The organism is Kribbella sp. NPDC056861 (genome assembly GCF_040687575.1).
In the GTDB taxonomy this organism is placed as follows: domain Bacteria; phylum Actinomycetota; class Actinomycetes; order Propionibacteriales; family Kribbellaceae; genus Kribbella.
Genome location: NZ_JBFBNQ010000002.1, coordinates 197,188 through 210,796, shown reverse-complemented (window position 1 = coordinate 210,796; position 13,609 = coordinate 197,188). Strand labels below are relative to the sequence as shown.

The following is a 13,609-nucleotide window of genomic DNA, read 5'->3' as shown; positions in this document are numbered from 1 at the left end:
GGTACTACCAGTTGGACCACCACTCAGAGGGTGAGTACATGTCTGTTGATCGACCCTTGAGCCGCCGTGCGTTCGGTCGGCTCACAGCAGCTGTCGCGGGCGGCTTGACGCTCAGCGGCTGCTCATCGGACGGTCCGCCGTCGGCCGGTACTCCGCTCCGCATCGCCGCGGTCAACCACGTCTGGACGCAGGCGATCCGCAAGCGCCTGCCGGAGTTCGAGCAGCGGATCGGCCGGCGGGTCTCGATGTCGCTGCTGACCGGCGACCAGCTCTCCAGCAGCTACAACGTCAAGCTCAACGCCTCGGCGACCGACATCGACGTGATGATGGTTCGCGCGCTACAGGACCAGTTGCTCTTCGGCCACAACAACTGGCTGGCCGACCTGTCCGATCGGGTCCAGTCCGACAACGCGTTCGGCTGGACGGACTTCCAAGGCGCGCCTCGCGAGGCCTCGACCACGGGCGGGCGAGTGCTGAGCGTGCCGGTGGTGACCGAGCGACCGGTCCTCTACTACCGCAAGGACCTGGTCCCCTCGCCGCCTCGCACGCTGGACGAGTTGCAGCAGGCCGCTGGTCGGCTTACTGACAAGAAGGCTGGCCTGTTCGGGTACGTCGGACGCGGGCAGCGCAGCGGCGCGGTGACGCAGTGGTCGAGCTTCCTCTACTCGTTCGGCGGCGATTTCGCGGTGGACGGCCGGTCGGCGATCGCGACGCCCGAGGCGATCACGGCGTACCGGTACTACGGCGATCTGCTGGGCAAGTCCGGGCCTCCTGGAGCCACCAACATGAGTCTCGAGCAGGCGATGCCGATCTTCGCGCAGGGCAAGGCGGCGTTCTATGTCGACGCCGACGCGATCTACACCAGCCTGATCGATCCGAAGGTCTCCGCGGTCGGCAAGAAGATCGGCTATGCGCCGTTCCCGGCCGGTCCGGCGGGTTCGAAACCCTACAACATCCCGTCCTGGAGCCTGGGGATCAACCGGTTCTCCAAGCTGCAGGACCACTCGTGGGAGTTCATCCGCTGGGCGGCGAGTCCGGAGATGGTTGCTTCGCTGCAGGCCGCCGGGATTCCGGGTGCTCGCGAATCGGTCTGGGCGGCTGGAGCCGGTGGGTTCCCGGCTGAGCTCGCTGCCGCCATGAAGGTCAATGCCGGCAACGGAATCGGGCACGACCGGCCGCACGTCCTGCAGGTCGGTCGCGCGCGCGACATCGTCGGCCGGCCGCTGGTGACGGCTGTGCTGCAGCAGCCGGTTGAGCCGGTCGCTCGCGACGCCGACTCCGAGTTCGCCGACTTCCTGGTCCGCGACAACCGTCACCAGGGGTCCTGATGGCCAGCACGATCGAGCGGTCCAACCGCCGGCTCAAGTGGGCGATGCTGTCGCCAGCGCTCGCCTTCGTCGGGCTGATGATCATCTTCCCGCTGCTGTTCACGCTGAACCTCAGCACCACTGATGCCTTCGGTGCGGTGAATGCCGGCGCCAAGCACATCGGTCTGCAGAACTTCGCCGACGGACTGAGTGACAGCCGCCGGTTCTGGCCGGCCGTGTGGCGCACTGTCGTGTTCACCGTGGGAGCGGTGGCGCTCGAGACCGTGTTCGGGCTGGCGCTGGCCATGCTGATGCGCAAGGTGTTCCGGGGGATCCGCTGGGTACGGACCGTACTGATCATCCCGTTGCTGGCGACGCCGGTGGCGATCGGAATCCTCTGGTTGCTGATCCTCGACCCGACCAACGGCATCGCCAACCGGATGCTGGACGTGGTCGGGATCCCGCCGCAGGAGTTCCTCGGCTCGGTCTCGCAGTCGCTGCCGACGCTGATGCTGATCGACGTCTGGCAGTGGACTCCGATGATGACCCTGTTGCTGCTCGCCGGGTTGGCGACGCTGCCGGAGGAGCCGGAGGAGGCCGCCAGAGTCGATGGGGCCGGCGCCTGGCAGCGCTTCAGGCACGTAGTACTGCCGATGCTCGGGCCGACCCTGATGACAGCGCTCGTACTGCGTGCTGTGGACGGGCTCAAGACCTTCGACATCATCTATGCGACGAAGGGCGCCGGGGGAGGGTCCTCGTTCGAGGCGGAGACGCTGAACGTGTACGCGTACGGCCTGACCTTCGACTACCAGGAGTACGGCCTAGCCGCGGCGGTGCTGGTGATGTTCACCCTGTTCATCATCGGTGTGGTGCTGGTCCTGCGCCGTCGCTCGGTCAGGAGTGCCGCATGAGGAAACAGCTCTCGTGGGTCCGCGGGGCCGGCATCACGCTGGTCGCCCTGTTCTTCGCGCTGCCGCTGGTCTGGATGTTCGCCGCGGCGTTCAAGACCAACGTGCAGGTGACCGACCCGAACGTCGGGCTGATCTTCTCGCCGACGCTGGAGAACTTCCGCGCGGTACTTGCCGACGGCAAGATTCTGCCGTCGATGGCCAACTCGCTGATCGTCGGCGTGGTCTCCACGGTGCTGTCGGCGATCATCGCCGTACCGGCCGCGTGGGCGGTCGGCCGGTTCCGGATGCAACGGGCCGGCTCGCTGGTGCTGGTGGCGCGGATCGTGCCGGCCATCTCGCTGCTGGTGCCGTGGTACTACCTGTTCGCGCAGGTCGGGCTGGTCGGCAGCTACACGGTGCTGATCCTCAGCCACATGTTCGTCTCGGTGCCGTTGATCCTGTGGATCATGATCGGCTTCTTCGAGGGGTTGCCGATCGAGCTGGAGGAGGCCGCCCGGGTCGACGGGCTGAGCGCGTTCGGCGCGTTCCGGCGGATCGCGCTGCCGCTGGCGGCGCCTGGTACGGCGACGGCGGCGACGCTGGCGTTCGTGGCGAGCTGGAACAACTTCATGTTCGCGCTGATCCTGTCCGACGAGAACACGATGACCGTGCCGGTCGCGCTGTTCACCTTCATCTCCTATGCCAGTACCGACTGGGGCGGCCTGATGGCCGCGTCCACGATCATGACGGTGCCCGTTGTCGTGGTCGCCGTGCTCGCCCAGAAACATCTCGTTGCCGGCCTCACCGCCGGCGCCACCAAAGGCTGAACAGGAAAGAGTTGTCATGAAGATCGTCGATGCCACCGTCGTGGTCACCAGTCCGGGCCGTAACTTCGTCACGCTGAAGCTCACCACCGACGACGGGGTGACCGGTCTCGGCGACGCGACCCTCAACGGGCGTGAGCTCGCGGTGGTCTCGTACCTGCGCGATCACGTGGCGCCGCTGCTGATCGGGCTCGACCCGCATCGGATCGAGGACACCTGGCAGTCGCTCTACCGGGGCGCGTACTGGCGTCGCGGGCCGGTCACGATGGCCGCGATCGCCGCGGTGGACGTCGCGCTGTGGGACATCAAGGCGAAGGTCGCGAACCTGCCGCTGTACCAGCTCCTCGGCGGGGCCAGCCGGGATCGCGTACGCACCTACGGTCACGCCAGCGGGCGCGACGTACCGGAGTTGTTCGACTCGGTGCGGGAGCGGCTCGAGCAGGGGTACAAGTCCATCCGGATCCAGACGGGCATCCCCGGGCTGCAGCGTGTGTACGGCGTGGGCGGCGAGCCGGATGTACTGCCGGACGGTCGGGTGCGGCCGCTCGTCGAGGACTGGGACACCGGTGCTTATCTGCGCCACATGCCGGGGGTGTTCGAGGCGGTCCGGAACGAGTTCGGTCCTGAGCTACCGCTGCTGCATGACTCCCACCACCGGCTGACGCCGTTGCAGGCGGGTCGGCTGGGGAAAGACCTGGAGCCGTACGACCTGTTCTGGCTCGAGGACTGCACGCCGGCCGAGAACCAGGAGGGCCTGCGGCTGGTTCGCAGCAAGACCACGACGCCGCTGGCGATCGGGGAGGTCTTCAACACGATCCACGACTTCCGGACGCTGGTGAACGAGCAGCTGATCGACTACGTCCGCGCGGCCGTCACCCACTTCGGTGGAGTCTCGCCGATCAAGAAGCTGTTCGACTTCGCCGCTCAGCAGCAGATCAAGAGCGCGATCCACGGTCCGGAGGACATCTCGCCGGTGGGAATGGCAGCGGCGATCCACCTCGATCTGGCGATCCACAACTTCGGGATCCAGGAGTACGCCGGGTACACCGCTGCTACGTCAGAGGTGTTCCGGCACGAGTTCACGTTCTCCGACGGCTATCTGCATCCGGGGTCGGCGGTGGGACTGGGCGTCGAGCTGGACGAGGAGCTGGCCGCGGCGCATCCGTACGCGCCGGCCTATCTGCCCGTCAACCGGCTGGCCGACGGGACCGTTCACGACTGGTGACCTGGGCTTTGGGCCGGCCGGCTAGTTGCTGTTCGCGATCCGGGAGACCGCGAACAGCAGGATGACCAGGACCGAGAAGATCCGCATCAGCCGGGCGCCGGTGCTGACCACCGGCCAGGACAGGAAGCCGAGCCAGCCCAGCAGCAGGGCCAGCAGGATCAGGGCCGGGATGCCGACGCTGACCGGCGCGAAGACTCCGATCAGGGCGAGCACCAAGGTGATGCCGGGCAGGGTCAGCTTCGGCATGGCGTGCAGCTTGGCGACGATCGGGTAGCTGGCCTTGGTGATCCGCGCCCGGAGCGGGCTGACCGGCTGACTGCTGGGTGTGCTGCTCATCCGGCCATTGTTCCAGGCGACCGGAGCAGGGCCAGCGACCGGTGACCCCAGGTGACGCCGTACGCTGTCGTGGGTGTTCGTGGTGATCAGGTTCCGGGTCGAGCAGACCGCGCAGCCGGAGTTCATTGGCCGGCTCGAGACCGCCGTCGAGGTGCTGTCGCGGCAGAAGGGTTTCGTCGCGGCCAGAACCGGGCGGAACGCGGACGATCCCGACCTGCTGGCGCTCAGCATGGAGTGGGTGAACATCGGCAGCTACCGTCGCGCGCTGTCGCCGTACGAGGTCAAGCTGGCGGCCGTGCCGCTGCTGTCGCAGGCGATCGACGAACCGTCGGCGTACGACGACCTGAGCGAGTTCGCCCCGCACCGCTGACCGGATAGCCTGGTCCCTTCCCGTACCACCACTCTGGAGTCGAAACGTGCCCGTGGATACCGTCGATGCCGTCGTCAGCCTCAGTAAGCGGAGAGGCTTCGTGTATCCGTGCGGCGAGATCTACGGCGGTACCAAGTCGGCCTGGGACTACGGACCGCTCGGCGTCGAGCTGAAGAACAACGTGCGCACCCAGTGGTGGCGCTCGATGGTGACGAGCCGTGACGACATCGTCGGGCTGGACTCCTCGGTCATCCTGCCGACCCGGGTCTGGGAGGCGTCCGGCCACCTGCAGGAGTTCGTCGACCCGCTGACCGAGTGCCAGTCCTGCCACAAGCGGTACCGCGACGACCACCTGCGCGAGGAGTTCGCCGCCCGGAAGGGTCGCGACGCCGACGAGGTGAAGCTCGCCGAGATCCCGTGCCCCAACTGCGGTAACAAGGGCACCTTCACCGAGCCGCGGATGTTCAACGGCCTGCTGAAGACCTACCTCGGCCCGGTCGAGTCCGAGGAAGGCCTGCACTACCTGCGGCCGGAGACGGCGCAGGGCATCTTCATCAACTTCGCGAACGTGATGGGCACCGCCCGGAAGAAGCCGCCGTTCGGCATCGCCCAGGTCGGCAAGAGCTTCCGCAACGAGATCACCCCGGGCAACTTCATCTTCCGGACCCGCGAGTTCGAGCAGATGGAGATGGAGTTCTTCGTCGCCCCCGGCTCGGACGAGGAGTGGCACGAGTACTGGCTGAAGGCCCGCTGGGACTGGTACCTCGGGCTCGGGCTGAACCCGGACAACATGCGGTTGTTCGAGCACCCGAAGGAGAAGCTGAGCCACTACTCGAAGCGCACCGTCGACATCGAGTACAAGTTCCACTTCGGCGGCAAGGAGTTCGACGAGCTCGAGGGCATCGCGAACCGGACCGACTTCGACCTGTCCACGCACTCCAAGCACTCCGGCGTCGACCTGTCCTACTTCGACCAGGAGAAGGGCGAGCGCTGGACGCCGTACGTGATCGAGCCGGCCGCCGGCCTGACCCGCAACGTGCTGGCCTTCCTGCTCGACGCCTACACCGAGGACGAGGCGCCGAACGCGAAGGGCGGCGTCGACAAGCGGACCGTACTGCGCTTCGACCCGCGGCTGGCCCCGGTCAAGGCGGCCGTGCTGCCGCTGTCCCGCAACGCCGACCTGTCGCCGAAGGCCAAGGACCTGGCCGGCGAACTGCGGAAGAACTGGAACGTCGACTTCGACGACGCCGGGGCGATCGGCCGGCGCTACCGCCGGCAGGACGAGATCGGTACGCCGTACTGCATCACGGTCGACTTCGACACCCTGGACGACCAGGCGGTGACGATCCGCGAGCGTGACTCGATGAAGCAGGAGCGGGTCGCGCTGACCGAGGTGACTGGTTATCTGGCGCAGCGGTTGGTGGGTTGCTGACTATGGCCGTCTCGACGTTGCGAGGGATTGTGACGCCTCTTTTGACGCCCAGCCGCGCGAGGTTTGGGGTAGCGGTCTTCGGGCTGAGCGCGCTGCTGGTGTTTCTGGTCGCGGGCTGCTCGGACACTGCTCCGGATGCCGGCAGTCCTCCGGCGTCTAACCCGACCTCTGCGTCGTCTACAGGTGGGACACCGTCTGCGCCGGGCTCTACCGCGCCGATCCCGACCGCGTCGACGCCGTCGCTGACGCCGCTGCCGACCCCGTCGAAGCCGTGGCCGACACCTTCGGTGAAGGGCGAGCCCGCTTCGGATGCGCCGCTGTCGCAGCGGATCCGGTTTGCGATCTCGAAGCAGGCTCAGGTCACCGCTGGTCGCGCCGCGACAACGACGGTGAACTGCCCGGGAATCGACAAGGCGGAGACGGCCGGCAAGCACACGCTTGCGTGCACGGTGACGTATGCGGGCAAGGCGTACAAGGGGACGTTGACGGTCGACGCGAAGCAGTACAGCGCGTCGTACAAGTTCACGTCCGATGAAGTCGCGATCGTCAAGGCGAAGGTTGTCGACGCAGTACTGCGGACTGTGGCGGGCGCCGCGAAGGTGACCTGCACGATGGATGACATCGCTGTTGTGAAGCCTGCCGGCCCTGGCATCGCGTGTGACGTGACGACGACGGACAACGCAGTACAGCCTTACAAGGCGCAGGTCTCCGGCAACGGCCAGGTCCTGGTGGCGAAGGCCTGATCATGCTGAAACTCGGTGAACTGACGATCGATACGCCGGTGGTGCTCGCGCCGATGGCGGGAATCACCAACGCGGCGTACCGGCGGCTGTGCGCCGAGCAGGGTGCCGGGCTGTATGTCTGCGAGATGATCACGTCGCGCGGGATCGTCGAGGGCGACCAGAAGAGTCTCGACATGCTCACCTTCGACGAGCGCGAGACTGTGCGATCGGTGCAGTTGTACGGCGTCGATCCTGTGTATGTCGGGCGCGCGGTTGAGTTGCTGTGTTCGGAGTACGGGGTGGCGCATGTCGACCTGAACTTCGGCTGCCCGGTGCCGAAGGTCACGCGCAAGGGCGGCGGCGCTGCTCTGCCTTGGAAGCGGAATCTGCTGGGCGCGATCTTGCAGGCTGCGGTGAAGGCGGCTGCGCCGTACGGGATTCCGGTGACGATGAAGACCCGCATCGGAATCGACAGCGCGCACCAGACCTATCTCGACGCCGGCCGAATCGCTGAGGAGTCCGGTGCTGCTGCCATCGGCCTGCACGGCCGCACTGCCGCACAGGCCTACTCGGGTCAGGCCGACTGGACGAAGATCGCCGAGCTGGTAGAGCACGTGAACATCCCCGTGCTCGGCAACGGCGACATCTGGGAGGCCTCCGACGCCCTCCGAATGGTCGCCGAGACCGGCTGCGCCGGCGTCATCGTCGGCCGCGGTTGCCTCGGCCGCCCCTGGCTCTTCCGCGATCTGGCGGTTGCGTTCGATGGCGGCGAAGCACTCAACCTGCCAACCCTCGGCGAGGTCGCGACGGTCATGCGCCGCCACGGCGAACTGCTCGCCGGCCTGATGGGGGAGGACCGCGGCCTGCGGGACTTCCGCAAACACGTCCCGTGGTACCTGAAAGGCTTCCCCGCCGGCGGCGAACTCCGCGCCGCCCTCGGCATGGTCGATTCGTTGTCCCGCCTGGACGAACTCCTGTCTCAGCTGGACGTCTCTGCGCCCTTCCCCGTGCAGGAGTTGGGCTCCCCGCGGGGCCGCCAGGGCAGCCCGCGCGACCATGTCATCCTCCCGCACGGCTGGCTCGACGACACCGACGGCCTCAACACGGACATGGCCGACGCAGAAATCGGCATCTCCGGCGGCTGACCAGTCCGCCCCACCCGTACTCGCGATTCAGCTTGAGCGTTGTGCCCACCCAAACCCGCGCGGGGTGCTGCCCGGCGTGGTGCTGATCCGTGTCTTGGGTGGTGCGGCTGACCAGTTCGCCCCACCCGTACTCGCGTTTCGACTTGAGCGTTGTGCCCACCCAAACCCGCGCGGGTTGCTGCCCGGCGTGGTGCTGATCTATGCCTGGGGTGGTGCACGCGCAGCGATGCTTGACGAGAGACCTTGAGCCGGACCTGTCACGCAGGCTCGCGTTCGGCCCCTTCGGGCCAGACAACCAGCACCACGCGGCCGAGGCTGCGAGCATGGTCGACAACATCAGCCGTTCCGCCGTAGCCTCCCGCGGGCTTGCCATCCCAGACAGCAACCATCAGTTCGCTTCGGGCCACCAGTTCCTCGCTCGCAGCCATGTAGGCAGCTCGGCCTGGTTCATCGAACGGCATATAGACAACCTCAGCCGCCTTCGACAGCAGGTCATCGAATGCCTTAAGGTTGGCCGGCTTCACCTTCTTCTCGCGATAGTTCCGCGAAGGCAGCAAGACCGTGACCTGCCCGCCGCTGTCGAGGACGGCCTGCGCGAATATCTGATCCGCTCCCCGTGCCAGGCATGTCACGCCGACGAGTCTTTGTTGCGAGTATGGTCTCAGCGCTTCGCGGATCGCTTCGTATACGAGCGTCCCGCAAGCTTGCGTCAGGTTCGTGTGCCCTGAGATCCCGATCCTCATCGTGACTTCAGACTCTCTCCTCGTGTGGCGACTTGCGTAGATACTTCCCGAGTTGCTGCCACGCATGTCGAACACTATTGGTGTGTCCGAGGAGCAACACGCGCCTTAACCACACGCTCAGCCTCTGCGCTCGAGCGGTCCACGTCGATCGGCCGAGATCCTGGTGGGCGCATCGTGACCGGCCGATTGGGCGAGTACGCGTGACCAGATTTCAATCGGATCGCCGTGACAACCGGCGACCATCGACCGGTCGGCTATTTGCTCAGGTCTGGATGGTCATCTGCTGAAGGGCTAGGTTTCGCGGTGGGGAGGGGTCATGGATGACCACGCGGCCATCAGGGCCGGCGACGAGCGAGCGCAGTATGAGCTCCTGCTGCGCCTTGCGCGGCAGGCCATTGGTCGGTTCTTCGGTGGACCGCCGATGACCGGACACACGAGCTGGACTGAGGATGCGCTCGTTGACCTTCTGGGGGAAGTGTTCGTGCGCAAGGGGCAATTCGTCGAGGCGGGACTGCTGAGGACGACCACTGACGCGAAGCTCGAGTTGTACCTGTTGACCGCAATCGAGAACGTGCTGCGCGACATGGGTCGCGAGACCGAGCGATTCAAATTGATGGCCCGGCTTGAGACGATCTTCGGAGCCGAGAGTGACTTCGTTCGTCATCTTCGGCCGTACAAGGCATGGCGTCTGGGGTCAGCGCCTGCCGTTGCCTGGCAGGGTGACATCGGCCGGTTGATCGCCGCATCGCTGCGGCTACGTGGGGTCGTTGCGACTGCTTGGAGCCGATCCGGCCCGACGCCACGGCCGTCTCGGGAGGCGATCGTTAGGGTTGCGAAGGCGGCGTTGGACGAGGCCGCGGGGTTCGTGCGGGATCCTGACCTCGCTGAGGTCGTGCAGAACTGCGTTCCAGCCGTACCGCTCGATGTCGACAAAGCGGAGCGACCCACCGATCCGCAGATCGTCGCGAGCATCGGGCGTGACGAGTCCCGGCCAGGTCTGGATGATGATCTGGAGGTCTTGCCTGAGGCGATCGCGGATGCGATCTGGCATGCCCTGGACGTGCACGAGCGACGGGCGGTCCTGCATCTCGACAGTGACCGGGCTGTGGCTTCGGCACTCGGCGTATCGCGGAGGACCGGTGCGGCGATCGCCGCGAGCGCGAAGGCGAAGATTCGGTCCGGAACTACTGCGGGGACCGAAGAAGATGTCGTCCGGTGCATCTGCGATCGTGCGAACTCGTTGGAGGACGTGTGACAGTTCGAGCGTTACCGCGTTCGTTGACACTGAGGAGGGAGGTCGTCGCGTATGTCCGATGAGGAAAGGTTCGCTCGTTTCCGGAGCAACCTTGTAGCGGGATCGGCGCTTCGGGATGCGCAGCGGTCGCGGCGTACGCCGTTACCGTCACCGGGCGACTTCTGGCGAGTGCGCTGGAACGGGACGGCTTTGGTCGCCTTCGTCGCCGAGGTAAACCCACCGTCAGTCAGGGCGGTGCCGGTGACTCTCGATGTCGAGGCGGACGACAGCGCGGTGGTCGCTCCGGCTTCGGCCCACGATCTTGGCGTCGACGTCACGATCTGGGTCAACGACGACTCGGCGGTGCCGATGCGGGTGCTCGAGTTCAAGCTCGGGTCCCTCGCGGTGCCGAGTACAGCCGAACTGGCGGCCGGTACAGCGAACTGGGGGCCGACCGATCCGCGAACCCGGCTGCGCGCAGATCTACAAGATGCGATCGAGAGCCTTGCCGATGCTTCGTGGGTGCCTGACGCGGAGGCCGGGGCCGTCGACCTCGACGCGCTGCTTGATACTGCGGAATTCGACGATGTCGTCCGGGCTGTCGGCTCGGTCCGGTTGGCGAGTCGAATACGGCGGGGCGAGGCCTCGCTCACGGAGCAACAAGCTGCCGGGCTCGCAGAACTGCTGGGGGTATCGACCGCACACGTGCTGTCGGCTTCCCAGCCGGTGCTGCCGGATGAACTGATCGCCGCCATGGATCTTCCCGAGGTTCGAGCCCGCGTGGACCGGATGGCACAGGCTCGTGAACGGGAGGAGATCGAGACCTGGAGATTCTGCGCCTACGGTGTTCTGGCCCTGGCGGCGCGCGAGCATGATCGGCGACAGACCTTCTGGGAGGCCAAGGTGCGGGCGTACTTCGATGCGGTTCTTCCGGAGATCGACGAGGCCCCCGGCCGATGAACGGGCCTCGCCGGGATATCGTCGCCCTGCAGGCGGCGAACATGGTCGCAGTCGCCAAACGGATCTTCGGAACTGACTTCGGTGAGCTCCATCGGGAGCCGTGCGACGTACTGGGCCGGTGGGATCAGATCCAACTGCAATTCGTGCTCGAAGTGCCCGCCGAAGGCAAAGCCGCGTGCAGCGTGGCCGGGGCGTACATCGAGGATGACCAGGGCGTCAGCACGATCCAGGTTGCGTTGGCGGCCAGCCCACGGCGCCGGAACTTCACGGCACTCCATGAACTGGGGCACCACCTGCAACGGACAGATTCCGGACTGGCCAAGGCCGTCTGGGGACAGACGCCGCGGGCACTGTTCGAGGACGTCGCGTGCGATGGTTTCGCAGCCGCGATCCTGCTTCCGGATGCGGTCGTCGAGCTTGCCATCAACCAGTCGGGCCCGACCGCAGGCGATCTGGTGACCCTATACCGGCGTTGCTCCGCGTCGCGCTCGGCGGTCTGCGTGCAGGGTGCTCGTAGGCTGCCGGCGCCTGGACACGTCGCGTTGTTGCACCCCGACGGCACGGTGTTCTTCTCCTCGTCACGCGAGCTGCCGCCGTTGCGGCGTGGCAGCGACCAGTCCGGTACGCCGGTCATCGGCCGCGCGCTGTCGAGCGGCAACGGTCGGGGCCGAGGACGGTTCACCTATCGCGACGGTATCCAGGGACAAGAGCTGTACATCCAGACCACAGGCATGGACGGCTTCCTCCTGGTAGTCGCTGTAACCGACCACGCCCCATGGGAAGAGTTCGCGCTGCCGAGCCGAGATGACCGCCCACGGGCCGGGTCGTACGACTGCGTCAACCCGGCCTGCGGCACCTCCTATACGACGTTCGCCGCAGGGTGCTCACGCTGCCGGGTTCCACCGTGCCCGGACTGCGGGCGGTGTGCTTGCGAGCCAGCCCTAGCCGAGCGCACCTGCACCTCCTGCTGGATGGTGAAACCCGCGGCGGGCTTTGCACGGGGAGTCTGCGCCGACTGCTTGTAGGCAACTGGACGCCTTCGCTGAACTGTCGGTGGTGGCTGTCACGATCATCACGACGGTGGCCGAGTCGAGCCACCGCGTGCGCCAAGCGTCGAGATAGCCCGTTCGTTCCTCGCAAGGCCACATCGACAGCGAGGAGACACCGTGACCACCCTGCTCACCGCGAGCGCCGACAACTCCGTTCCCGACCGCCCGCCGACGCTTCAGGAACTGCTGGAGCTCCTGCGGTCGCATATTCAGGTCACCCCCGATGAGCTCACCGAGGCGCGTCGTCGGCGGGATCTCCTCGCCGCTGCCCTCCTCGACGAGTTCCCGGGCAGCCGTCCGTACGTGAATGGGTCGGTTGCCCACGGCGACGCGCTAGATCCGCTGACCGACATCGATTTCGGCGTCGTGGTCGCCGAGGCGAAGGACACCCATGGTCCTGGCCTGAAGGGCTGCGCAGACCTGCAGGAGCGGGCCGCGAGGGCGATCCGCGATGCGCTGAAGGAGGAGTTCCCCGACCTCCGAGTCGAGTGGAAGGCGCGGAAGCGCTCGATCCTGGTGCGGTTCGCCAAGTCGGTCTCGTCCGGCGCCGGAGACTTCACGGCCGATGTGATCGTGGCGATCGAGCACCCCACCGAGGGGCTTTACATCCCCAATCACGCCGGCTGGAGCCGGTCACACCCCGAGGAGCACACGCGGCTGATCCGCGAGGCCAACAAGACCACGCGGATGAGCTTCGCCCGTGTGGTCCGACTGCTGAAGCACTACAACCGCTGCAACCAGCACCCGCTCTGCTCGTGGAACATCAAGGCGCTCGCGCTCGGTGCGATGACCGCTCCTACCCGGTTGGTCGCCGGCATGAAGGACTGGTTCGACCACGCGATCGACGACCTCTCCGACGGTCTGACCGAGGACCCGGCCGGCATCGCCGAGAAGCCGATCGCGCTGAACGATCTGACGCGGACCCAGGTGGTCGACAAGCTTGAGCGGGACCGCGACCGGCTCGTCCACGCGATCGAGCTCGAGGACGCCGGCTACCCATTGCAGGCCCACGAACAGCTAGCAAAGTTCTTCAACGATAAGGATCTGTTGCCCTTCCCGGATCCGGACGCCGTGCAGGCTGAGGTTGCCCGGAAGCTGGCGGCGGACCGGGCCGCCGCAGAGACGGCCGCGGCGGTCGTCCCGATCGCGACGGTGCCTGTGGTCGGTCACCATCCCGATCAGCAGGCGCCGCGTACCCGCTCCTGGGGTGTCGGGTGAGCAACGCCCGCTCCGAGGTCACAGCTGAATTCGGCGGAGGACGCCGTACCAGAGGATTCAATCCCTGGTATGCCACGGGGATTGCGTTCCAGGTTGCGCTCGAGCGTGACCTGGACGCACACCCAGAGCACCGCGGCCTCGTGACCTCCAGCCT

15 protein-coding genes are annotated in these 13,609 nt (G+C 66.6%); 12 read left to right on the top strand and 3 right to left on the bottom strand.

The annotated features are described in order from the left end of the window. Positions 1 to 38 precede the first annotated feature (38 nt). Genes AB0P21_RS08030 through manD form a run of 4 tightly spaced genes read left to right on the top strand, consistent with a single transcriptional unit; the run spans position 39 to position 4,246 of the window. Positions 39 to 1,328, top strand: a complete 1,290-nt coding sequence (locus AB0P21_RS08030; protein ID WP_363694746.1) for a sugar ABC transporter substrate-binding protein — start codon at positions 39 to 41, stop codon at positions 1,326 to 1,328. Then, positions 1,328 to 2,218 carry a sugar ABC transporter permease gene (locus tag AB0P21_RS08025; protein ID WP_363694744.1) on the top strand — a complete coding sequence of 297 codons (891 nt, stop codon included), beginning with the start codon at positions 1,328 to 1,330 and terminating at the stop codon, positions 2,216 to 2,218. The genes AB0P21_RS08030 and AB0P21_RS08025 overlap by 1 nt, the downstream gene beginning before the upstream one ends. Continuing rightward, on the top strand, positions 2,215 to 3,024 hold the full coding sequence (locus AB0P21_RS08020) for a carbohydrate ABC transporter permease (protein ID WP_363694743.1): 810 nt from the start codon (positions 2,215 to 2,217) through the stop codon (positions 3,022 to 3,024). The genes AB0P21_RS08025 and AB0P21_RS08020 overlap by 4 nt, the downstream gene beginning before the upstream one ends. Positions 3,025 to 3,040: 16 nt before the next feature. Beyond that, the gene (gene manD, locus AB0P21_RS08015) at positions 3,041 to 4,246 is read left to right on the top strand and encodes a D-mannonate dehydratase ManD (protein WP_363694742.1); all 1,206 of its coding nucleotides are present in this window, start codon (positions 3,041 to 3,043) and stop codon (positions 4,244 to 4,246) included. Positions 4,247 to 4,267: 21 nt separating this feature from the next. Here the strand turns inward: manD and AB0P21_RS08010 are convergent, their stop codons facing one another. Further along, complete coding sequence (locus AB0P21_RS08010) at positions 4,268 to 4,582, bottom strand: DUF6703 family protein (protein ID WP_363694740.1); 315 nt, start codon at positions 4,580 to 4,582, stop codon at positions 4,268 to 4,270. Between the two features lie 73 nt (positions 4,583 to 4,655). Between AB0P21_RS08010 and AB0P21_RS08005 the strand changes: the two genes are divergently transcribed. From AB0P21_RS08005 to dusB, 4 genes are read left to right on the top strand one after another with little or no spacing between them, the layout of a single operon-like run. Beyond that, positions 4,656 to 4,952: an antibiotic biosynthesis monooxygenase gene (locus AB0P21_RS08005; protein ID WP_363694739.1), complete on the top strand. Its 297-nt coding sequence runs from the start codon at positions 4,656 to 4,658 to the stop codon at positions 4,950 to 4,952. A gap of 46 nt (positions 4,953 to 4,998) precedes the next feature. Further along, positions 4,999 to 6,384, top strand: coding sequence for a glycine--tRNA ligase (locus AB0P21_RS08000; protein WP_363694737.1), 1,386 nt, complete (start codon positions 4,999 to 5,001; stop codon positions 6,382 to 6,384). A gap of 29 nt (positions 6,385 to 6,413) precedes the next feature. Next, positions 6,414 to 7,127 (top strand): hypothetical protein, encoded by a 714-nt coding sequence (locus tag AB0P21_RS07995; RefSeq protein ID WP_363694735.1) that lies wholly within the window; start codon positions 6,414 to 6,416, stop codon positions 7,125 to 7,127. Between the two features lie 2 nt (positions 7,128 to 7,129). Then, on the top strand, positions 7,130 to 8,251 hold the full coding sequence (dusB, locus tag AB0P21_RS07990) for a tRNA dihydrouridine synthase DusB (protein WP_363694733.1): 1,122 nt from the start codon (positions 7,130 to 7,132) through the stop codon (positions 8,249 to 8,251). Between the two features lie 257 nt (positions 8,252 to 8,508). Here dusB and AB0P21_RS07985 read toward each other — a convergent pair whose 3' ends face one another. Together AB0P21_RS07985 and AB0P21_RS07980 are read right to left on the bottom strand one after the other, a co-directional pair. Continuing rightward, entirely contained in the window at positions 8,509 to 8,994 is a 486-nt protein-coding gene (locus AB0P21_RS07985; RefSeq protein WP_363694731.1) for a hypothetical protein, read from the bottom strand. Positions 8,995 to 9,256: 262 nt separating this feature from the next. Then, on the bottom strand, positions 9,257 to 9,658 hold the full coding sequence (locus AB0P21_RS07980) for a hypothetical protein (RefSeq protein ID WP_363694729.1): 402 nt from the start codon (positions 9,656 to 9,658) through the stop codon (positions 9,257 to 9,259). A 180-nt stretch (positions 9,659 to 9,838) separates the two neighbouring features. Here AB0P21_RS07980 and AB0P21_RS07975 point away from each other — a divergent pair, with 180 nt between their 5' ends. The 4 genes from AB0P21_RS07975 (at position 9,839) to AB0P21_RS07960 (ending at position 13,455) form a co-directional block, all read left to right on the top strand. Next, positions 9,839 to 10,249, top strand: coding sequence for a hypothetical protein (locus tag AB0P21_RS07975; protein WP_363694727.1), 411 nt, complete (start codon positions 9,839 to 9,841; stop codon positions 10,247 to 10,249). Positions 10,250 to 10,438: 189 nt separating this feature from the next. Then, positions 10,439 to 11,188, top strand: a complete 750-nt coding sequence (locus AB0P21_RS07970) for a hypothetical protein (protein ID WP_363694725.1) — start codon at positions 10,439 to 10,441, stop codon at positions 11,186 to 11,188. Then, a complete protein-coding gene (locus AB0P21_RS07965; RefSeq protein ID WP_363694724.1) occupies positions 11,185 to 12,213 on the top strand; it encodes an ImmA/IrrE family metallo-endopeptidase in 1,029 nt (342 codons plus the stop codon). Before AB0P21_RS07970 ends, AB0P21_RS07965 begins: the two co-directional genes overlap by 4 nt. A gap of 141 nt (positions 12,214 to 12,354) precedes the next feature. Further along, entirely contained in the window at positions 12,355 to 13,455 is a 1,101-nt protein-coding gene (locus tag AB0P21_RS07960; RefSeq protein WP_363694722.1) for a hypothetical protein, read from the top strand. Positions 13,456 to 13,609 lie beyond the last annotated feature (154 nt).

Bases quoted from the DNA above. Each gene is read 5' to 3' on its own strand.
- AB0P21_RS08030 (WP_363694746.1), top strand. From the start codon at position 39: ATGTCTGTTGATCGACCCTTGAGCCGCCGTGCGTTCGGTCGGCTCACA.
- AB0P21_RS08025 (WP_363694744.1), top strand. From the start codon at position 1,328: ATGGCCAGCACGATCGAGCGGTCCAACCGCCGGCTCAAGTGGGCGATG.
- AB0P21_RS08020 (WP_363694743.1), top strand. From the start codon at position 2,215: ATGAGGAAACAGCTCTCGTGGGTCCGCGGGGCCGGCATCACGCTGGTC.
- manD (WP_363694742.1), top strand. From the start codon at position 3,041: ATGAAGATCGTCGATGCCACCGTCGTGGTCACCAGTCCGGGCCGTAAC.
- AB0P21_RS08010 (WP_363694740.1), bottom strand. From the start codon at position 4,582: ATGAGCAGCACACCCAGCAGTCAGCCGGTCAGCCCGCTCCGGGCGCGG.
- dusB (WP_363694733.1), top strand. From the start codon at position 7,130: ATGCTGAAACTCGGTGAACTGACGATCGATACGCCGGTGGTGCTCGCG.
- AB0P21_RS07985 (WP_363694731.1), bottom strand. From the start codon at position 8,994: ATGAGGATCGGGATCTCAGGGCACACGAACCTGACGCAAGCTTGCGGG.
- AB0P21_RS07980 (WP_363694729.1), bottom strand. From the start codon at position 9,658: ATGACGAACGAAGTCACTCTCGGCTCCGAAGATCGTCTCAAGCCGGGC.
- AB0P21_RS07965 (WP_363694724.1), top strand. From the start codon at position 11,185: ATGAACGGGCCTCGCCGGGATATCGTCGCCCTGCAGGCGGCGAACATG.